Raw genomic sequence first — 20,401 nt, 5'->3', positions numbered from 1 at the left:
GTGCCACAACCGAAAGGTTGTGGCACCGACCCTTCTTGATGTCTAAGGGGTCATGGCGACGACGGGGCCGTCGGACATGACGACGCCGGTATCGATCGATGGCGCGCCCGATGGCGCGATGCTTCCGTCCGGGCGGATCGTGTAGGTGTGGATCCGGGTCGTCATCTGGGCGGTGAGTACGTCGACGAGGTAGAGGGTCTTGCCGTCGGGATGCAGCGCGACCTGGCCGGGCAGTGTGGCGGCGGGTGCCGCGTACGGCGAACCGGGCAGCTCGGTGAGTCGACCGTCCTCGTGCACATCGAAGCCGGCGATCGACTGGCCCATCGCATTGGGTACGTAGAGCCGTGTGCCGTCGGTTGTCACCACCGCGCCGTGTGGGACCCCATGAGTCGGGTAGGGCGAGCCGGGGGTGGGCGTCACCTGGCCGTCCTCGCCGATGACGAAACCGGACAGGTCGAAGCCGAATTCGTTGCTCACGTAGAGATGGCGCCCGTCGGGGGTGAAACCCGGTGCCACCGGACCCAGCTTCACGGTGGTGGGGCCGAGCGGCGTCATGGTGCCGTTGCGCTCGATCGCGTAGTTGGACATGGTGTTGCCGAGATAGGTGACCACCCGCAGGAAGCGCCCGCCGGGGTCGACGGCTGCCATGCCGACGGCGCTGAAGCCGTCTACCGGCACGGTGGGAGCCCCGGACGGGGTGAGCGCGCCCGAGGCTGCGACCGCGTAGGACTCCACGTGGCCCGGTGCCCCGCCGACCACGACGAACAGTTGAGTGCCGTCGGGGCTCAGGGTCGCCGCGGTGGGCGGACCACCGACGGTGATGTCGGCACCGGCAATCGGGTGCAGGGTGCCGCTGTCGTCCAGGCGGTATCCGGTGACGCCGAAGTCGCCGACATGCGGAACGTAGACCGTGTGCCCGTCAGGAGCGATGACCAGCGAGAGAATGCCGAAGCCGGTGGCGAACGGGCTGCCCGGTACAGGGGTCAACGCGCCGTCATCGGCAACCCGCACCACACTGATGCCCATCGACGCGGTGCCCGCGACGATCATGAACCGGGAACCGGCAGCCGAGGCCACCGGCGCCGCCGCCCAGCTGAACGTGCTGAGCAAGGCGGCGATGAAAGCTAGTGCGGCACAACGAAGTAACCGGGTACCGGCCCGGGGTCGACAGGCGGCGGGTGTCGAAGTCATCGGTGATCTCCTCGATGAGATGCGGGTGCGATCGGCAGTGCGCGGAGCGCGTGACAACCCGGAACGATCACATTTTATATATGAACGTGCAATCATCGTTGTGCCGCGTGACAACGGTTCTCGCTGTTCGACGCGGGATTTCAAAACTCGCTTCGCGTAGAGATTACTGACTATATTGTGCATAATTCAGGGTGGGCGACGTGGCCCGCCGATACATGGAGGTATCGCCGCAGATGCTCAGGAACGCATTCACACCGCATCGAGTCGCTGTCGGTGTGGCCGCCGCGCTTGCGCTCTCGCTGTCCCCGAGCCTGGCGCACGCGGCCCCGGGCGACGCGCCGCGGTATCTGCTGGTCACCGGCACCGGTTCCTCGAACATCAGCGTCCTGCGCGTCGATGACAACGGCGCGCTCACCAAGGTGCCCGGCGCACCGTTCGCCAGTGACACCGGCTCGCTCACCCTCGAGATCACCCCGGACGGTCGCCGCGCCTACGCCGGACACGTGGTGTCGGGCTCGATCATCGGCTACGACCTCGGCGCCGACGGCTCGCTGCACGAGATCACGGGCACCCGAATCGACTTCGGCGCCCCGGTGATCGGGGTGACGATCACCCCGGACGGTTCCCGGCTGTTCGCGACCGTGGGCTCGCTCACCACCGAGGTCCGCTCCTTCGACATCACTGCATCCGGCGTTCTCGTGCCGACCGGCGCGCCCGCTACCCCGGTACCAGGGATGAGCGGACTGAGCCTGCCTCAGGTGACCCCTAACGGGCGCAATCTGATCGTGAGCACCTTTATCGGCGCGACGGTGACCAGCTACGCCATCGGGGCCGATGCCTCGCTGACCCAGGTCGGCGCCACGATGGCGACCGGCGAGCGGCCCGCACTGCCCGCCGTCACCCCGAACGGGCGCTACCTCTACATCAGCAACGAGGGCAGCAACACCCTGTCGGGCTATGTGATCGCAGCCGACGGCAGCCTGTCGAATGCGCCCGGTTCGCCCTACCCCACCGGCGGGACCCCGCACGGTTCGGCGATCACTGCCGACGGCACCCGTATGTACGTGCCCGCGTCGGCCGGCGGTGAGGTCGACGGCTTCCACATCGGTGCCGACGGAGCGCTCACGCCACTGCCGGGCTCACCCTACAAGACTCCGGACGGCGCGATGCCGGGACGCCTCGTGCTCAGTCCCGACGAGGACGAACTCTTCGTGATCGACAGCCTCACGGTGAGTGGGTCGGCCCGGGTGCACACCTACACCGTCGCCGCCGACGGCAGCGTCGCCCCGTCGGGCCTGCCTGCCGCTGATACCGGCGTGGTGTTCCACGACGGTCCGTCGGCTCACCTGACCCCCGCACGATGACGCACCGCGGTGGGCCGCCCGGTCCACCGCGGCGTCCGCGTCAGCCCACCCCGAGGAGACCCGCTGTGCCATCGGCCGCATCCGAGCCGAGCGTCGAGAACGCCCGCTCCGGCAGCCCGCGTCGTCCGTTCCGTGAACGATTCGGTACCAGCGTGCGGACCCGTGTGCTGGCCATCGCGCTGATTCCGAGCGTGGTGCTGCTCGCCACGGGCGCTGTCGCGGTCACGTTGGTCGGGGTCCGGGCGCAGTCGGTCAAGGAATGGTCCGACTACCGGGGCGCGAACATCGACCCGCTGCTGCGGTTCGTGACCTCGATCCAAGCCGAGCGACTCGCCAGCGTCACCGCGCAGGACCCTTCACCTACTACGGCCGCGGATCTGCGCGCCAGCCGCGACAACACCGACCGTGCGATCGCGGAGACCGCCCGTATCGCGGCGTCAGCCCAGAACCTGGACCAGGACACCGGCGCGGAATCCATCAAGGCGCTGGGCGATCTGATCGGGCGTATGCAGGTGATCCGAGAGTCGGTCGACAGCAGGCGAGCGACCACAGGCGACGTGGACCAGTACTTCACCGATCTGATCGCCGCGGTGCTCGGCGCGGGTCAGGAGTCGGCGCGATTGAAGTCGTCGGACACCACGACGATGGATGCCGAGCTGACCTCGCTCGAGCTGTTGCGGGCGGCCGAAAGTCATTCGCGGGTGGTCGGTCTCGTTGCCGCGGGCGCGGCCAACGGCATGCCTTCGCTGAGGGAACGGCGAACGCTCGCCCAACATATCGGCGTGTACCGCAAGCAGTTCGACCTCATCGACACCCGCTTGTCGCCGGAGGTACGGACCAGCGTGCGCGCCCTGACCACCGGTACCGACTGGCGTCTGGGCACCACCGGCGAGGACGAGATGTCCGAGCGGGGCATGCTGACCATGCCGACCGAAGAATGGCTGGCAGCCGAGCGCGCGGTGGACACCCGCGTCATCGCGGTGATCCGCGATCAGTTCCGGGTGACGGTCGACGCGACCAGCGCGGCAGCTGACCGGATGATCAACCAGCTGCTGATCCTCTCGGCCATCATGCTCGTTGTCACCTTCTTCGCGGTCTCGGTGTCGCTGGTACTGGCCAATCGGCTGCTGCGGCGGCTGCGCACCCTGCGTTCGGCCAGTCTCGATCTCGCCAACGAACGACTGCCCGCGCTGATCCGCCGCATCCACAACGGCGAGCAGGTCGACGCGGAGGCCGAAACCGCCGTGGTCGACCGCGGCCGTGACGAGATCGGTCAGGTCGCCGAGGCATTCGCCGCGGCACAGCGCACGGCGATCGAGACCGCGATCGGTGAGGCGAGCACCCGCAACGGCTTCAACAAAGTGTTCCTCGACATCGCGTTCCGCAGCCAGGCGCTAGTCCGCCGACAGCTCGATGTGCTCGATGTCGCCGAGGCCCGCCAAGACGACCCGGAGGATCTGGAACTGTTGTTCCAGCTCGACCACCTGGCTACCCGCGCGCGTCGCAACTCCGAGAACCTGCTGATCCTGGGTGGGCGTTCACCCGGCCGCCGCTGGCGTAACCCGGTGGCGCTCGAGGAGATCGTGCGCAGCGCCGTGTCCGAGACCGAGGGCTACGCGCGAGTGAGCGCCGTCCGGCTGCCCGCGATGCGAGTGCTCGGTACTGCCGTGGCCGACCTCGTCCACCTGCTGGCCGAGCTGATCGACAACGCGACCGCGTTCTCGCCGCCGGACGCGCCGGTGGCGGTGCACGGCAACTCGGTCGGCAGGGGAGTGGTGGTCGAAGTCGACGACCAGGGCCTCGGTATCTCCTTCGAGGAGCGTGAACGACTCAACGCGCTGCTCGCCGAGCCGCCGCAATTCCACGAGATGGCGCTGTCGGGACATCGTCACCTCGGTTTGTTCGTGGTGAGCAGGCTCGCCGCGCGCCACGGTATTTCGGTGACCCTGCAGGAATCTCCGTACGGCGGCGTGCGGGCGATCGTGTTGGTGCCGTGGGCCGTGCTCGAGGCCGGTGACGACAACCCGACGGTGGCGGTGGGACCGGTGCGCGGGCGTGATGTCGTGCACCGAGTGCCCGGCGCAACCGCATTGCCGGGTGCGCCACGACCTGATCCGCACTCGGCACCCGCCCTGCCGGACCGGGTCGGACGCACGACTGCCGTGGGGCACAACGGATATCCCGTCGAGCAGGCCGACCGACGGCCTGCCCTGCCGAAACGCGATCGACTCACCCACCTGTCGCCTCAGCTCAGCGTCGATGTCGAGGAAACCGACACGCGTCCAACGGCTCCCGAGTCCCAGCGAGTGCGCGCACCCGAAACGGTGCGCGCCGCGATGAGCGGGCTGCAACAGGGCACGCGTCGGGCACGTGGCCGATCACCCCATACCCACCCCTAGAACGGTCTGAACATGAACGAGGACATGACAGCTCGCCAAGCTCCGGCCGGCACGCTGGACTGGCTGCTCACCAGTCTGGTGAAAACGACGTCGGGCGCCGAACAGGCGGTGGTGCTGTCCGCGGACGGCCTGGCGCTGGCCGGGTCGGCCGGTATCGAGCGCGAGGACGTCGAGCATCTCGCCGCCATGGCGTCAGCGTTGCACAGCTTGGCTCGTGGTGTCGGCACGCGCTTTTCCAAAGGTGCGTTGCATCAGACCGTGGTCGAGCTCGAGCACGGGTACCTGTTGGTCACCGAAGCCGGGCACGGCGCGTGCCTGGCATTGTTGACCAGCGCCGATGCTGATCTCGGACTGATCGCCTACGAGATGAACGTCATCGTCGGGCAGGTGCGCGATCACCTGTCGGCGGCTCCGAGGAATTCGATGACCACGCGAGTGCCGTGAGTGAGGGCCCGGATGAGATGTGGGGCTACGAGGACGACGACCCGGGCCCCCTGGTTCGGCCGTTCGCGCTGACCCGCGGTCGAGCGGGCCGGGAGCTGCAGGATCTCGACATTCTGACCCTGGTGATCTCGGTCGGCTACGACTCCGATGTGAACAAGCTCGATCGCGAGTACGCCGAGATCTTCCAGCTCTGCCGCCATCGGCCGCTGTCGATCGTCGAAATCGCCGCCCACACGAAGTTGCTGATGGTCACCGTCAAAGTGCTCGTCAGCGACCTCATCGCGGCCAGTTATGTCATCTTCCGATCCCCACCACGGGCCGACGCGGGCCCTGATCCCGAACTACTGCAGGCGGTACTCGATGGCATACGTAACCTCTGACGGCCCGGCGATCATGTCCGCCGAGCTGGCGGTAAAGGTCTTGGTGGCAGGCGGATTCGGCGTCGGCAAGACGACGATGGTCGGCGCGATCAGTGAGATCACCCCGTTGCGCACCGAAGAACAGCTCACCGAGCTGAGTACCTCGGTCGACGATCTGCACGGCATCGAAGGCAAGCGGACCACCACGGTCGCACTGGATTTCGGCCGGATCACCATCAATCCCCGAGTGATCCTGTACCTGTTCGGGACACCGGGCCAGGACCGGTTCTGGTTCCTCTGGCCGGAGCTGTCACGGGGCGCGCTGGGTGCGGTGGTGCTGGTCGATACCCGCCGACTGGCCGACAGTTTCGCCGCGGTGGACTATTTCGAATCCCGGCGGATCCCGTTCGTGGTCGCGGTGAACTGCTTCGACGGTGCGGATCGCTACGAGACCACCGAAATTGGTGCCGCGCTCGGCGTGCCGACGCATGTTCCGATCCTGCTGTGCGATGCGCGAGACCGTGCGTCGTGCAAGGAAGTTCTGGTGTGCCTGTTCGAATACATCATGGCGAACTCGACTGCGGTTCGTCACCGGTCCCATTGAATTCGCCAGGCGCCCAACATCTCTAGCGCAAAATCGGATGCACAATATATTGTCCGGGTTGCAGCAATTGCAGATACAACCCCATCGAAAGGTTCACCAATGAGCGATCTGCTCGATCTCGTCAACGTGCACTACGCCGGCCTCGAAGGCGGCGATCTCGACCTGGCCGCGAGCCCGTTCACCGAGGATGTCGCGGCGGAGTTCCCGTCCGGCCCGCTCGCCGGGATCGAGGCACTGCGCGGGATGATCGGTGCCTTCATCACCGCGTTCCCTGGCATGAAGATCGAACGTCGTAACACCTGGGTCGACGGTGACACCGCCGTCGCCGAAATCGTGTTCACCGGTGTTCAGACCGGCCCGCTGGCGACCGCCGAGGGCGAGGTGCCGCCGTCCGGCCGCACGGTGACTTTCCCGCTGATCGACACCTTCACCCTGCGCGATGGCAAGGTCTCCGAGCATCGCGTCTACTGGGACAACGTCAGCTTCCTGACCCAGCTCGGGCTGCTGCCCGCCCAAAGCTGAGCAGCTGTCCATCGGAAACCCCTTCGGCTCGGCCGGAGGGGTTTTCGCTGTTCGTGAGGGTCGGTGGTGTGCAGGTTTCTGGACAGTTCACCTGCCCGTTCGGGCCATAGCCTCCCAGGTATGACCTCTGATTCAACGTCGACAGGTGGTTCGGGAATCCGGCGCGCGCGAGCAGGATGGGTTCTTGCCCTTGCCGCGACCGTCCTTCCCGGCTTCACGGCGACAGCACAACCCGCCGCGGCCGACAGCGCCGGATACCACATCTACGCCCACGGCTTCCTCAGCGACGGCATTGTCGGGTACAACGCGTCCGACAGCGGGCAGCCCACCCCGATCGCGGGCCGTGCGACGCCCGGCTCGCTGAACTGGCCGCAGGCTCCCACTCCCGACGGCCGGTTCCTGTTCGTCGCCCCGGGTTCGAACCCGCAACTGATTCCGTACGCGATCGGCCCCGGCGGCGAACTCACCGCCGGGGCGCCGCTCGCGATGCCTGATGTCCCGGTCGACATCATCTTCGCGCCGAACAACCGTGATGCCTTCGTCGTTGTCGGCCTGCAGAATGCCCAGGTGGTGCCCGTACGCATCGGCGCCGACGGCACGCCCAGCCTCAACGGTACGGCGATGCCGTTCGGTGAGTCGATCGACGGAATCGCCTCGGGCACCGTTTCGCCGGACGGCAAGCAGCTGTACGTGGCCAGCCTGCTGCCCCGGCAGTTGCTGGTATTCGACATCAACGCCGACGGCTCCGTGTCTCCGGTCAAGCAGCGGGTTTCGACGGGCCTGAATCCGATCTACCCGCGGGTCACGCCAGACGGTCGGCACGTGTACGTCATCAACGAGATCAGCGGTTCGGTGTCGGGCTTCAGCCGGGCAGAGGACGGTTCGCTGGCCGAGGTCGCGGGATCACCGTTCCCTACGGGCATGCTTCCCCATGTCACCAGCATCACCCCCGACGGCCGCTTCCTCTATGTGCCCAATATGGGTTCGGGGCACATCAGCTCCTTCGCGATCGAGCCGAACGGTGTGCTGACCCCGCTGCCCGACGTCGCCTTCGCGCCGGAGAAGCCGGGCACGTTCGCGGAGTCCTCGGCGATGTCGCCCAGCGGTGACGTGCTGTGGGCGCTGGGGACCGACCCGATGCGCGGCGGCGAGGAGATCCTGCGACGGTTCACCGTCGGCTCCGACGGCGTGCTCGACCTGGACGAATCGGTGGCGATCTACACCGGCACGTACGTGGCCGACGGACGCACGATGTCGCTGGTTCCACGCCGCTGAACCCACTGAGAAGGCCCCTCCGACTCGAAGTCGGAGGGGCTTTTTGTGTTTCAGGTCTATGCCCAGCATCACCGCAGTTACGCAACTAACTTGCTCAATTTAGTTGTATGGTTGGCTAATGACCGCTGACCCGTCCACTGCCCGAGAGCTGGGGGAAGTACTGCGTCCGATCGCCCGCCGACTGCTCGCCGGACGGACGATCTCCGGGGGGAAACTCGGTGTGCTCGGCTATCTGTCCAGCCATGGCAGGGCCACCGCTACCACGTTGGCGGGGATTCAAACCGTCAGTCCTCAAGCCATCGCCACCGCGGTCCGCGAGCTCGAAGCCCTCGGGCTGGTCGTGCGCACTCCCGACAGCGAGGACCGCCGCCGCATCTGGATCGAACTCACCCAGACCGGTCGCGTGCGGCTCGCCGAGGAACGCGCGGTCGGCCTGGACTGGCTCGAACGCGCGATCGCCGAGCGACTCGACGACGAGGAACGTGCCAACCTCGACAACGCTCTGCCCGCGCTGCGGAAACTGATCGATGGCGGGCCGGTCGGATGATCGCCGCACGCCGACTGACTCCCGCGCTCGTCTATACCGCCCTGACCTCGGCCATCGTCAGCTCGCTCGGCATGCTGCTCGTCCCGGCGATCTCGCGGGAGATGCACGTCGATGTGAGCGCGGCGCAATGGATGCTGACGGTCAATCTGCTGGTCGGCGCGGTGACCACGCCGATCATGGGCAGGCTCAGCGACGGCCCGCACAAGAAGCGATTGCTGCTGTGGTCGCTGACGATCATCTTCATCGGGTCGATCATCGCGGCCACAGCACCGAACTTCGCGATATTCCTCCTCGGCCGCGCACTGCAAGGACTCAGTTACGGCATCGTCCCGGTGACGATCGCCCTGGCTCGCCGCTACCTTCCTCCCCACGAAGTCCGCAACGGCATGTCGACGCTGTCGGTGACAGTGACCAGTGGGCTCGGGCTCGGCTACCCGCTCACCGGCATCCTCGCCGATCTGTTCGGCTTCCGATTCGCGTTCTGGGCGGCGGCCTTGTTCCTGTTGTCGACTGTGCTGGTCGTGTGGCGTGTGGTGCCCGACGGCCCGGACGAGCGGGCACCCCGTACGCCGTTCGATGTACGTGGCGCGGTGTTGCTCGGGGCCGGGCTGGCGACGTTGCTCCTGGTGGCCGGTGAAGGTTCGCGCTGGGGGTGGGGTTCACCGGTGACGATCGGCCTGTTGATCGTGGCGCTGATCATTCTGGTCGGGTGGGCGCTGGTCGAACTGCGGACTCCGCACGCGCTGGTCGACCTGCGCGTGCTGCGCGCCGGCGACGCCCTGGTCGCGAACGGCACCGCGATCGGCCTCGGCGCCGCGATGTATGCGTGCCTGTCGATCGCCAGCCTGATCGCGCAGGCACCCGCGTCCACGGGCTATGGCATCGCGCTGCCGTTGTTCTGGGCCGGTTTCGTCATGTTGCCGCTGTCGATCGGCAGCTTCGCGGCCAACCGTATCGTTCGCGTGGTCTCGGCACGTATTCCCATGCGCGCTCTGTTGATTCCGGGCGCCGCCCTGGTGAGCGTGTCCAGCCTTTTCCTGTGGCTGGCTCACGACGAGCTGTGGGAGATCCTGCTGGGCATGTTCGGCTTCGGCTTGGGCATCGGCACGACCTACGCCGCGATGCCCGCGCTGATCGCCCGCAGCGTGGCCGACCGCGAGCTCGGCAGTGCTGTGAGCTTCAATCAGGTTCTGCGCACCGTCGGCGGCTCGTTCGGTAGCGCCATGTCCGGCGCGGTCCTCGCCGCCCACCTCGCCACCAGCGGGTACCCGACCGCGACCGGCATCGGTATCGCCCTGGCGGTGGGCGCCGTCGGCTGCGCCATGGTGCTCACCGTTCTGCTGACCGCCCACCTGATGACCCGGCAGAAACAGCGGTGATCGGTCGGTTCTGCCTCCCGCCTCAGGCCGCCACGACCTCGGCGACGTCGTTGAGCCGGGCGTAGCGCCCGCCGTCGTCGTTCAGCGCCGCATGGTCGCCGAGCTCGACGACCCGTCCGTGATGGAGGACGCGATCTGATCGGCGTCGCGGATGGTGCTGAGCCGGTGCGCGATGGTGATGACCGTGCGGCCCTGTGCCACTGCGTTGATGGCGGTCTGCACCGCACGCTCTGTTTCGTTGTCGAGGGCGCTGGCCGCATCGTCGAGCACCAGCACGCGCGGGTCGCGCAGTGGTGGACGCGCTCGCAAAGGGCGAGCTGGTCACGCGTGAGCCCCACCTGACAGACCGCCGCGCGACCCTCGTGCTGGTGACCGCACGGGGAAAGCGAACCCTCGAAACTCTGACCGAGGCCCGGACGAAGGACACCGACGAATTCTTCGGACGCCTCACCGAACAGGAACGCACCGCGCTGCGCGACATTCTGGGCAAGCTCACGCTGTGAAGCCTGGTGGGCTACCGCTGTCGACGGCGTTCGGCCGACGTCCTCGAGCGTGAACAGCCGAGCTGAACTGACCCGGCAGCGGTCGCTTGGTGTGGCCGCTGCCGGGTTCGAGAGGAACCAGGTCAGTTCACGGCGACCCGGCGTGGAACTGTGCGGCGAAATCGGTGATGAGCGCTACGGTCGCGTCCTTGGTGACCGCCGTTGTTCCGCCGTCGACCGGCAGCGCGATGCCGGTGATCCAATCCGAGAGGTCGCTGGCGAGGAACAGCGCGGCACAGGCGACATCGCGGGCCTGGCCCGCGCGCCCGATCAACGTCTCGCCACCGATGCGTTCGCCGATCCCGGTGAGGAATTCGTCTTCGCGATCCTGGCTCACCCCGAACATGTCGGTGATGATCGAGGTGAGGACCGCGCCCGGCAGGATCGCATTCGAACGAATGCCGGTGCCGCGATTCTCCATGGCGGTCTGGCGGACCAATGCCAGCACGGCTGCCTTGGCCATCGAATAGGCGCCACCGTTCCACCCGGCCTGCAGTGCCGCGACACTGGCTGTGGTGATGATCGAGCCGGGTGTGCCCTGCACGCGAAACTGTCGCGCCGCGTACTTGTGCGCCGCGACATGCGCATGCAGGTTCAGTGCCAACGTGCGGTCCAGGCCCGCCGGGGTGAGCTCGTCGATCGGTGAAAGATCCACGGCGGCACCAGCATTGCTGAACATGACGTCGAGTCGACCGAAGGCGTCCACCGCGACGTCGACGACGGATTCGACTGCGGCCGCCGAGGTGACATCGGTGTGGGTGAACACCGCCGAATCACCCAGGCGCGCAGCGGCGGCCGCACCGCGTTCGTCTTGGATATCGGCCAGGACCACCTTCGCACCGTGCTCGACGAAGGTTTCGGCGGCGGCCAGACCCATCCCGCTCGCCGCTCCGGTGATGACGGCTACCTTGCCGTCGAGGAGGTTCACAGCGGCCACTGGAGGTGTTTGACTTCGAAGAATTCGCGGAATCCCTCTTCGCCGCCTTCTCGGCCGATACCGCTGTGGCCGGGTCCGCCCCAAGGGGCGTCGGCGCGCATGCCACCGCCGCCGTTGATGGTCACCGTGCCCGCACGCAGTTGACGTGCGAACTCGATCGCGTCGACGGTCGGTCCCCACACATTGGCATTGAGTGCGTATTTGACGTCGTTGGCCATGCAGACGGCATCGTCGAGATCGGTGTACGGCATCACCACACCCACCGGCGCGAACAGCTCTTCCTGGGCGATCTCGGCCTCGTTCGGCACTCCGGTTACCAGGGTGGGTTCGAGAAAGAATCCGTCGTCGAGGCCCGCGGGTCGTCCACCGCCGACGGGTGTCCGGGCTCCGGCGTCGCGGGCGCGGGCGAGGAATCCTTCGACGTTGTCGCGGTGTTCGCCGGTGATGAGAGGGCCCAGAACGGTGTCGGGTGCGAACGGGTCGCCGACGGTAAGCGTGCGCAGGAACCGCGCCGAGCGTTCGATGTATTCGTCGAAGTCGGCTTGGGGGACCAGGGTTCGTGTTGTCGCGCCGCACGCTTGGCCGCTGTTGCGCGTGAAGCGCAGTGCCGAGGCGGGGACCGCACGTGCCAGGTCGGTGCCGGGCAGCACGATGTTGGGTGATTTGCCCCCGAGTTCGAGGACGACTTTCTTCAGCGTCGGTGCCGCCAAAGCGAGGATCTTGCTGCCGACGGTTGCCGACCCGGTGAAGGTGACCATGTCGACTTCGGGGGCGGTGACGACCTGTTCGGTGACCGCTGGTGGTCCGAAGACGAGATTAACTGCGCCAGTGGGGAATCCGGCTTCTTCGACCAGTTTGACGAATGCCGAGGTCAGTAGAACGGCTTTGGGGGAGGTGACGAGTACGGTGGAGCAGCCTGCGGCGAGGGCGGCGCCGAGTTTGTAGGCGCTCATCATGATCGGGACGTTGTAAGCCACGATCGCGGCGACCACGCCTGCGGGTTGGCGCAGGAGCAGGCTGCTGGTGGTGATCGGGTCGTGGTCGAGGGGCAGGGGTTGTTCGTAGCCCTCGCGTGGTCCGCGGGTGGCGGCGTCGGCGAACCAGCGGAAGAATTTCGCGGGTAGGTCGACGTGGAGGGTGGGTCCGCTGCTGATCGGGGTACCGATCTCGGTGGCTGCTATGTGGACCAGAGTCTCCCGATTGTCTTGGAGCAGGTCGGCCAGGCGGTGGAGTAGTGTGCCGCGTTCGGCTGGGCCCAGGCGGCTCCATTCGCCGCCGTCGAAGGCGCGTCGCGCGGCTGAGATGGCAGTGGTGACCTGGTCGGGGCCGGTGGCGGGGGTGAGTGTGACCTGCTGGCCGGTGGCGGGGTTGATCGTGGTGATCGGGTCACCGTCGCCGCGGGTCCAGCGGCCGTCGATGTAGCTCGCGGCCTCGCCGATGAAGGCAGTCATGCGTGAATCCTTTTCGGGTAAAGATCAATTCGGGAGATGACGGATCACCCCGCCATATAGCCGCCATCGACGACGAACTCGCCGCCGGTGGCATAGGCGGCACGGTCGGACAGCAACCAGCACGCCATCTCGGCGATCTCCTGCGGCTGAGCGAGCCGAGCCGACGGAATGCGCGCCATGATCGTGTCGCCACTGCGGCGCTTGGCGTCCTTCATCAGATCGGTGTCGGTGTAGCCGGGACACACGGCATTGATCCGGACGGTCGGGGCATATTCGATCGCGGCGGTCTTGGTCAGCCCGATGACACCGTGCTTGGCCGCCGAATAGCCGGCGGTGGTCTTGAACCCGGTGAGCCCGGCCAGCGAGGCGGTGTTCACGATCGCACCGCCACCCTGTGCTTGCATCTGCGTCAATTCCGCACGCAGGCACAGCCATACGCCCTTGAGGTTCACCGCGATCGCACGATCGAAGGCGTCCTCGTCCCACTCGGCGACGCGGCGCCCACCCTGACCGATCTGCCCGCCGCTGACCCCGGCGTTGTTGAACGCGGCGTCGAGGCGGCCGTACTCGGCGACCACCGCAGCGACCATGGCGTTCACCGCCGCGCCGTCGGTGAGGTCGGCGGGCAGCGTGACGGCCTCGCCGCCCGCGGCTCGCACCTGTTCGGCCGTGGCTTCCACGCCGTCCTTCGACACATCGGTCAGCGCGAGCCGCGCGCCTTCCTGCGCGGCGAGCAGAGCGGTGGCTGTGCCGATCCCGCCCGCGGCGCCGGTGATGAGGACGATTTTCCCGTCGAGCAACATGGTGTGACCTATCTCTTGGAACGAATGATGTTGGGGGAGTGCCTATCCCACGCGAGAGGCGGGCCAGTCCCTGGCGGGAGAACGCCATGCGGGCCAGTGGTCCTCTGGCTCCGGGCGGGTCACCGACACGTGGTGGAAGCACTGCTGGCACTTCACGACCATGCGCGGTCCGAGGAAGTTGGCGACGGGATAGCGGGCCAGTTCCGTGGCACCGCATGCCGGGCACGCGCCGTCGACGGGTACGCGTTCGACATAGACGCGATCAGTGTCGGGGCGGGGGAACAGGAGTCGATCGACTGACATGGGATTGTCCTTAGCCTTCAGAGAGTCCAGGTGAGGGGAGTGGCGACCGGCGCCTGCCAGTGCCCTTTCACGCGGTCGGTAGCCAGACGCGCACGCCGCGTGGTCGTGGCCTGTGCGTCGACCTCACCGTCGGTGATCACGACTCCGTAAGCGGCAGCGGCGAATTCGATGCTCACCAGGCCGGCGCGTACATCGGCCGCGACCCGGTCCACCTCGCGTTCGAGCGGGTCGCCCCAGCCGCCGCCACCACCGATGACGAACCGCAGAGCGTCACCGGCTTTCAGGATCAGACCGGAGAATTTGCCGGTCTGATAGCGCGCGCCCCGGCCGAATTCGCCGTGATTGGGGTCGGGTCTGCCGTCGGCGTCGAACATGCCGAACAAGGGCTCGATGCCGCGCAGATCCAGCGGATCGGCGTGCCGGGCGAGATCGAAATTCTCGATGTACCAGCCGAAGGCGGGGGCGCCCGCGCCGCCACCGTTGGACCCCGGCGCCCCGACCCGGATCCGGTCGGCGGTGACGGTCACCATCGTGTCGGATTCAGCGTAGATCGAATACACCGAACCGGCGCCGCCGCGGTACTGCCCCGCACCGGCGGTATCGATGACCATCTCGTGCTGGACGACGACCAGCGGACTCTCGATCTCGAGGTGCTCCTGCACCGAGGTGCGGCAGTTGCCGATCGGGATCACACAGAAGGAGACACCGTCCTCCTTCCAGGTCCCGCCCCAGCCGCCGCCGGCGAGCGCGAAGGCACCCCAAGGCGTGCCTTCGCGCCCGGGTCGGGTGTCGATGCCGCCCAGGCTCACGACCACCGCGGTGCCGGTGTCGCAGGCGAAGGCCTCGTCGGTGGCCTGGCTCAGCGCCTGGGTCACCACATTGATGCCGCGCGCGCCGATATCGGCGTGGTTGGAGCAGCTCGACGGTGGCAGGACCTGCACCACACTGCCGGGCGGCAGGATGGTCTCGATCGGGCGCAAGGTACCGCTGTTGACCGGTGTGGCCGGGTCGACCATCAGCTTGACCGCCTCGATGCAGCGGGTGGCCTCGCACCACGCGGTCCCACAGTTGCCCAGTGGCTGGCGACCGGAGCCGGAGAAGTCGATCTCCATCGAGTCGCCACGGACTTTCACGGTGACGTGCACCGGGATCGCCTCGTCGCTCACGCCGTCTTCGTCGAGGAAGTCCTCGGCGGTGTAGTCACCATCGGGGATGCTCGCGATGCCGCGCCGCATGCTCGCCTCGGTGGACTCGATCGCGTAGCGCCCCGCGGCGCGGACCTCGGCCAGCCCACTGCGGGCGATCAGTTCCTGGAGCTGGCGTTCACCCACGACCAGGCAACCGTGCAGGGCGCGCAGGTCGCCGAGCACGAGCTGGGGCACGCGATTGTTCTCGAGGATGAAGTTGAAGGTCGGGCGCACCGGAACGTCGTTGGCGTACAACAGGGTCGGCGGCAGCTTGAGCTGTTCCTCGAAGTGGGTCTGGGTGCCGTTGGAGAAGCCGCCGGGGATCGCGCCGCCGAGGTCGACCAGATGTGAGGTCGAGTGCAGCAGGAATTCCACACGCCCGTTCACGAACACCGGCCGCAGCAGGTTCACGTCGGACTGGTGGATGGTGCCGCGCCACGGATCGTTGACGAAGATGACGTCACCGGGCTGCATGGTGTCGATGTCCCAGTCGTCCATCACGAAGTTCGCGATGTGCGGTGCGGTGAAGGCGTGCTGCATGCAGCCCTCCCACAGTGCGACGGTCTCCCAGCCGTCGTCGGTGCGCATGTGGATGGCGCTGGTGCAGTCGAGGATGTCGCGGCAGACCGGCGAAAAGGCGCTGCGCATCAGCGAATCCAGCATTTCCCTGGCCACTTCGATGAGGCCGTAGCGCAGGATGTCGAGTTCGACGTCGACCGCGGGGCCGGGGGTATCGGTGGTGATGGTCATGATTTGCTCCTCAGGCCTGCGGCTCGATGATGAGATTGAGGTCGTCGTCCACCCGGGCCACCCGGCCGGGCAGGACCAGGGTGGTCGCGAACTTCTCGGCGATCAGGGCGGGCCCTGACACCGGGCGCTGCGGCGCGAGACGTTCGCGGATATAGATCGGCACCTCGACGGATTCGGTGGTGCCGGGCACGGTCAGCGCGGTGGTGCGCAGGAAGGCATCGCCCTGCTCCGGGGTGCGGTCGGCGGCGCCGAGTTCGCGCGGGATCACCGCGGTCACCTCGACCGTGGACACGACCACGGGAATCTCGGGTGCCGCGAACCCGTAGGACTCCTGGTAGAACTCGTGGAAGGCGGGGATCAGCTCCCCGACTCGCTCGGCGGTGACAGCATCCTTCGCGATCGGCAGGCGGTTGTCCCACGTTTGTCCGCGATACATCGCGAACACCGCGCGTTCGAAGCGCAGGCGCGACATGTCGATGCCCTGGGCTTGCAGATCGGTTCTGATGCTGTCCTGCAATGCCGTGAACGCGGCCTCGACGGCGTCGGCCCGGTCGGGGGCCAGCGGGGTCATGATGGATTGCGCGCGCGTCACCATGAGATCGCTGCGCAGCAGACCGAGTGCGGAGAACTGGCCGGGGCTGCGGGGCACGATCACCTTGTCCAGGCCGAGGATCTGGCCCACCCGGTCGGCGAGCATCGGCCCGGCCGACCCGGACGGCTGCAAGGCGAACTCGCGGACATTGAGCCCGCGATACACCGAGATGCTGCGCACCTTCGCCGCGATGTCCTGACAAGCGATTTCGTAAGCGGCGGAAGCGAGTTCGATCGCTGACATGCCCCACTGCTTGCCCGTGGTGCGCAGCGCCTCGACAGCGGAGTCGACATCGAGCTGGATCGCGCCGTTGGCGAACAGATCCGGCGCCAGGATGCCGAGCGCGGCGCACGCGTCGGTGAGCGTCGGCTCCACGCCGCCGCGCTGGTAGCAGACCGGGCCGGGGTTCGACCCGGCCGACGCGGGCCCGACGGCGACCGCGCCCAGCGCGCTGGGCCGGATCAGGCTGCCCGCGCCGGAACCGATGCTCTCGACGTCGACCAGCGGCATGGTCAGCGTCAGGCCGGTTTCGAGCGTCCAGGTGTCGGTGAGCGGAGTCTTGCCACCGCGGATAGCGGCCACGTCGGTGCTGGTGCCGCCGACATCGATGGTGAGCAGATTCGGCGCGCTGCTCTCGTTGGCGAGCTTGACGCTGCCGCTCACACCACCGACCGGACCGGAGACGAGCTGGAAGACCGGCGCCCGGCTGGCGTCGGCGAAGGTCGACACACCGCCGTTCATCATCATGATCCACAAGGTGCCCCGGTAGTCCTGCTCGGACAGCCGGGCCATCAGGCGCTCGAGATAGCCGACGACCGCCGGGCCGACATAGGCGTCCAGCGCCACTGTGGTGGTGCGCTCGTGCTCGCGCGTCACCGGATACAACGCCGAGGTCTGGATATAGGCCCCCGGCAGTTCCTCGGCGACGATCTCGGCGGCCCGCCGTTCGTGGTCGGTGTTGATGTAGGAGTTCATCAGACACACCGCCACCGAGCGCGCGCCCTGCTCGCCGAGTTCCCTGGCGGCGCGGCGCACCGCGTCCTCGTCGAGGGCCAGCAGCTCGCTGCCGTCGTAGCGCAGACGGCCGGGGACGCCGAAGCGCGATTCGCGGCGCACGATCGGGCGCTCCTGGTGGGGACGCAGCCAGGTGGGATCGTAGAAGCGATCACCGAATTCGCGGTGCATCCGACCGATGTCGAGCAGGTCGCGGTGACCGCCGGTGGCGATCAGACCGGTGTGCGCACCGGTCCGGCTGAGCAGTGCGTTGATCCCTACGGTGTGCCCGTGCACGATCTCGGCGACTTCGGGCACGGCGACGTCGATCGCCGCCAACGCCTGGAGAACGCCCACCTCCTGTTCCACGGTGGACAGGACCTTGCCGTCGCGGATCTCCCCGGTGCCCTGGTGCAGCCCGATGATGTCGGTGAACGTGCCGCCGACGTCGATGCCGACGATCCAGTCGGCTCCTCGTTCGCTCTGTGTCATACCCGCGCCTCCGTGCCGTGTGCTGCGGCAGATGGTGCCGCTCTATGTCACAGGTCACTTTTCCGTTCGGCGGGCTCGCCGACATCTGGCGTAGGTAAGAGGTTTGTACGACTTTCGGTCTATCCGGTGGTCTCAGACGCGGATGGACCCGGTCGGGTCCGAGTTCCGCAGCCAGATCGAGACCGCTTCGGCACGATTGGCGGCGCCCAGCTTGCGCAGCACGCGGGTGATGTGAGTTTTGACGGTGCCTTCGGAGATGGTGAGCTTGCGGGCGATCTTGGCATTGGCATCGCCTGCGGCGAGCAACCGGACGATCTGCACCTCACGACGGGTCAGTACCGAATCGTCGTCGCGGCTCAACGCGATCGATTCCGCGACAGCGGGCGAGCGCCACCGGCCGAGACTGTCGAGCTGGGTGCGGATCGCCGACATCCCTTCCAGCACAGACACTCTCGCCAGATGTTGACTCAACCCCTGGGCGAAGGCCGACAGCAGCAACTGATCGACATCGTCGAGCATTCGCTGCTGGTGGTAGCAGTCCCCATGTACCAGGCCCACCACCTCGCCGTCGATCATCAGTGGCGCGATTCCGTAGGAGGACGACTTGGTGATCGCCGCCAGCGGGCGATTGACGCGCGGGTTGTCCTGCACTTGGTGCACGAGCACGGCCCGCGCGTCGACCACCGTGTCGTTCTCGACGATCCTCTGGTCCAGGATCGGCGGGTTCTCGCGTCCCACCGCGACGATGTCCGCGGCCCAGCGCGGATCGCGCACGACGAACATCGTGTGCAATCGCCATGCCCCGTCGACGGTGGAAACCAGCGCGCGATCGAACCCGAGACCGCACGCCGCTTCCGGAATCCGGGCGAGCAGCGAATCGACCGTTGTCGCGCTACCCACCTCTGTGAGCGCGGCATGCACTTTGCCCAGCTGCCGGGTTCGCTGCGTGAGCCGCACCTGCGCTTGCATCGATTCCGCCGCCCTGATCCGGTCGAGCACCCCGATCAATTCGGCCAGCCGCGTGGGTGACGAGCCCCCCGCGTCGGCTTCGCGAAGCGCTTGGGCTGTCACCGTCTCCCACAGGTCGCCCAGGGTCCGGCCCGCCGTGGATCCAGGCAGCCCGACCGGGTCGCGATCGAGCACGCGACCCGCGTCCTCGGCAATCTCGGTGACCACGGCATCCAGCTCGGCGGCACTGCACTGTGCCGATGAACACCGTGTCGATGAACTGCTCATACTTGCGACTCCTGTCCCTGCGCTACTGCCCGCCCCGACTCGTCCCGGCGGCAGTCTCCGACGGCAGCTCGCCGAATCGTTCGCGGTACTGCTGAGCGAAGCGACCGAGGTGGTAGAAGCCCCAGCGCATCGCGGTGTCGCTCACCGACATGGCTCGGCCGGAAGACAATTCGTCGTGGACCCGGTCGAGTCGCACCGTGCGGACATACGCGCTGGGTGACATCCCGACCGCGTCACGGAACCCCAGCTGGAGCGCCCGTGCGGTGACTCCGGCCCGGGCCGCGAGCTCGGCGGTCGTGATGTCCGCGTCGGGATTGGCGTGGATATAGGCTACGGCCTCGCGTACCCGTGCCGGGCCGATCCTCGGTGCGGAGCCGGTCAGTGACGGGGTGAGCTGGCTCGGTGCGATGAGCAGCAGCTGCGTCATCAAGGTGGACTCGAGCTCTCGGCACGCCAGCGGCATCGTCGATACCCCGCCCTCGCGGGCCAGCTCGGCGTAGACGAAACGGGTAGAGGCCAGCAAGGCGCGACCCGTGGGCGAATCCATGGGGAAGGTGAGGTCGAAGCGGACCGGCTCGGTTTCCCGGTGGCCGAGCAGTCTCGCAGCGTGGCGTTCGAAGGGCTCGCGGCGCAGATTGATGTGATAGTGCGCGGCGTCAGCGCTCCAGCGGATGGACACCGGAGCGTCGTGGACGAACGCCACTCCGGCCTGTCCTGCCTCGAAGGACTGGCGTCTGCCGTGCTGGGCGACCGTGCTGTGGCCGGCGACCGACAGATTCACGTGATAGCAGGATTGCATCGGTGGCCCGTCGATGCGCGCGGTGGTGCCGTAGGCCATCCGGCCGACGGTCAGGCTTTCCGAGCGCACCGACTCGAGGGCGAAGTCGATCCCGCGACGGTCGTCGAGGACGAGATCGTGATGAGCGAACGCGGCGGCCACGTGATCATGGGCGGCGGCCGGATCGGCCGTGCGGAAGGCACTCGCGCAGGTTATCGGCGTTGACAACAACGGGTGCACCCCTCCTCTCGAG

Annotated in this window: 19 protein-coding genes and 1 pseudogene; 10 read left to right on the top strand and 10 right to left on the bottom strand. The window is 67.4% G+C overall.

The annotated features are described in order from the left end of the window. Positions 1-42: 42 nt before the first annotated feature. Positions 43-1,191, bottom strand: coding sequence for a lactonase family protein (locus tag ACFULV_RS05290; protein WP_378653394.1), 1,149 nt, complete (start codon positions 1,189-1,191; stop codon positions 43-45). A gap of 233 nt (positions 1,192-1,424) precedes the next feature. Here ACFULV_RS05290 and ACFULV_RS05285 point away from each other — a divergent pair, with 233 nt between their 5' ends. The 9 genes from ACFULV_RS05285 to ACFULV_RS05245 all read left to right on the top strand — a co-directional run bounded on the left by ACFULV_RS05285 (position 1,425) and on the right by ACFULV_RS05245 (position 10,084). Next, positions 1,425-2,555, top strand: coding sequence for a lactonase family protein (locus tag ACFULV_RS05285; RefSeq protein ID WP_378653392.1), 1,131 nt, complete (start codon positions 1,425-1,427; stop codon positions 2,553-2,555). A 65-nt stretch (positions 2,556-2,620) separates the two neighbouring features. Beyond that, complete coding sequence (locus tag ACFULV_RS05280; RefSeq protein ID WP_378653389.1) at positions 2,621-4,954, top strand: nitrate- and nitrite sensing domain-containing protein; 2,334 nt, start codon at positions 2,621-2,623, stop codon at positions 4,952-4,954. Positions 4,955-4,966: 12 nt separating this feature from the next. Further along, a complete protein-coding gene (locus tag ACFULV_RS05275; RefSeq protein ID WP_378628192.1) occupies positions 4,967-5,398 on the top strand; it encodes a roadblock/LC7 domain-containing protein in 432 nt (143 codons plus the stop codon). Continuing rightward, positions 5,395-5,778, top strand: coding sequence for a DUF742 domain-containing protein (locus ACFULV_RS05270; RefSeq protein ID WP_378653387.1), 384 nt, complete (start codon positions 5,395-5,397; stop codon positions 5,776-5,778). Before ACFULV_RS05275 ends, ACFULV_RS05270 begins: the two co-directional genes overlap by 4 nt. Further along, positions 5,759-6,361, top strand: coding sequence for an ATP/GTP-binding protein (locus ACFULV_RS05265; protein ID WP_378653384.1), 603 nt, complete (start codon positions 5,759-5,761; stop codon positions 6,359-6,361). Before ACFULV_RS05270 ends, ACFULV_RS05265 begins: the two co-directional genes overlap by 20 nt. A gap of 99 nt (positions 6,362-6,460) precedes the next feature. Beyond that, positions 6,461-6,883: an ester cyclase gene (locus ACFULV_RS05260; protein ID WP_378653380.1), complete on the top strand. Its 423-nt coding sequence runs from the start codon at positions 6,461-6,463 to the stop codon at positions 6,881-6,883. Between the two features lie 120 nt (positions 6,884-7,003). Continuing rightward, positions 7,004-8,158 (top strand): lactonase family protein, encoded by a 1,155-nt coding sequence (locus ACFULV_RS05255; RefSeq protein ID WP_378653377.1) that lies wholly within the window; start codon positions 7,004-7,006, stop codon positions 8,156-8,158. Between the two features lie 118 nt (positions 8,159-8,276). Then, positions 8,277-8,705 (top strand): MarR family winged helix-turn-helix transcriptional regulator, encoded by a 429-nt coding sequence (locus tag ACFULV_RS05250; protein WP_378628203.1) that lies wholly within the window; start codon positions 8,277-8,279, stop codon positions 8,703-8,705. Next, entirely contained in the window at positions 8,702-10,084 is a 1,383-nt protein-coding gene (locus tag ACFULV_RS05245; protein ID WP_378628205.1) for an MFS transporter, read from the top strand. The genes ACFULV_RS05250 and ACFULV_RS05245 overlap by 4 nt, the downstream gene beginning before the upstream one ends. A gap of 22 nt (positions 10,085-10,106) precedes the next feature. On the opposite strand, the pseudogene ACFULV_RS05240 reads toward ACFULV_RS05245, so the two are convergent. After that, positions 10,107-10,387 (bottom strand): annotated as a pseudogene (locus ACFULV_RS05240) (ABC transporter ATP-binding protein); the annotation flags it as partial. Between the two features lie 65 nt (positions 10,388-10,452). On the opposite strand from ACFULV_RS05240, the gene ACFULV_RS05235 reads away from it, so the two are divergent. Beyond that, positions 10,453-10,587, top strand: a complete 135-nt coding sequence (locus ACFULV_RS05235; protein ID WP_378653374.1) for a hypothetical protein — start codon at positions 10,453-10,455, stop codon at positions 10,585-10,587. Between the two features lie 127 nt (positions 10,588-10,714). On the opposite strand, the gene ACFULV_RS05230 is transcribed toward ACFULV_RS05235, so the two are convergent. From ACFULV_RS05230 to ACFULV_RS05195, 8 genes are all read right to left on the bottom strand, one after another. Further along, positions 10,715-11,563: an SDR family NAD(P)-dependent oxidoreductase gene (locus ACFULV_RS05230; RefSeq protein ID WP_378653372.1), complete on the bottom strand. Its 849-nt coding sequence runs from the start codon at positions 11,561-11,563 to the stop codon at positions 10,715-10,717. Continuing rightward, on the bottom strand, positions 11,551-13,014 hold the full coding sequence (locus tag ACFULV_RS05225; protein WP_378653370.1) for an aldehyde dehydrogenase family protein: 1,464 nt from the start codon (positions 13,012-13,014) through the stop codon (positions 11,551-11,553). Before ACFULV_RS05225 ends, ACFULV_RS05230 begins: the two co-directional genes overlap by 13 nt. A 44-nt stretch (positions 13,015-13,058) precedes the next feature. Beyond that, positions 13,059-13,817 carry an SDR family NAD(P)-dependent oxidoreductase gene (locus tag ACFULV_RS05220; protein ID WP_378653367.1) on the bottom strand — a complete coding sequence of 253 codons (759 nt, stop codon included), beginning with the start codon at positions 13,815-13,817 and terminating at the stop codon, positions 13,059-13,061. A 42-nt stretch (positions 13,818-13,859) separates the two neighbouring features. Further along, positions 13,860-14,120, bottom strand: coding sequence for a hypothetical protein (locus ACFULV_RS05215; RefSeq protein ID WP_378628213.1), 261 nt, complete (start codon positions 14,118-14,120; stop codon positions 13,860-13,862). 17 nt (positions 14,121-14,137) lie between these two features. Further along, on the bottom strand, positions 14,138-16,057 hold the full coding sequence (locus tag ACFULV_RS05210; RefSeq protein WP_378653364.1) for a hydantoinase B/oxoprolinase family protein: 1,920 nt from the start codon (positions 16,055-16,057) through the stop codon (positions 14,138-14,140). Between the two features lie 10 nt (positions 16,058-16,067). Beyond that, the gene (locus tag ACFULV_RS05205; protein WP_378653361.1) at positions 16,068-18,134 is read right to left on the bottom strand and encodes a hydantoinase/oxoprolinase family protein; all 2,067 of its coding nucleotides are present in this window, start codon (positions 18,132-18,134) and stop codon (positions 16,068-16,070) included. 132 nt (positions 18,135-18,266) lie between these two features. Then, positions 18,267-19,370: a LuxR C-terminal-related transcriptional regulator gene (locus ACFULV_RS05200; RefSeq protein WP_378653359.1), complete on the bottom strand. Its 1,104-nt coding sequence runs from the start codon at positions 19,368-19,370 to the stop codon at positions 18,267-18,269. Between the two features lie 22 nt (positions 19,371-19,392). Further along, positions 19,393-20,376, bottom strand: coding sequence for an AraC family transcriptional regulator (locus ACFULV_RS05195; RefSeq protein ID WP_378653356.1), 984 nt, complete (start codon positions 20,374-20,376; stop codon positions 19,393-19,395). Positions 20,377-20,401 lie beyond the last annotated feature (25 nt).

Origin of the sequence: Nocardia sp. NPDC057272 (assembly GCF_042668615.1) — a bacterium.
In the GTDB taxonomy this organism is placed as follows: domain Bacteria; phylum Actinomycetota; class Actinomycetes; order Mycobacteriales; family Mycobacteriaceae; genus Nocardia.
This window is presented reverse-complemented; position numbering and strand designations above follow the sequence as displayed.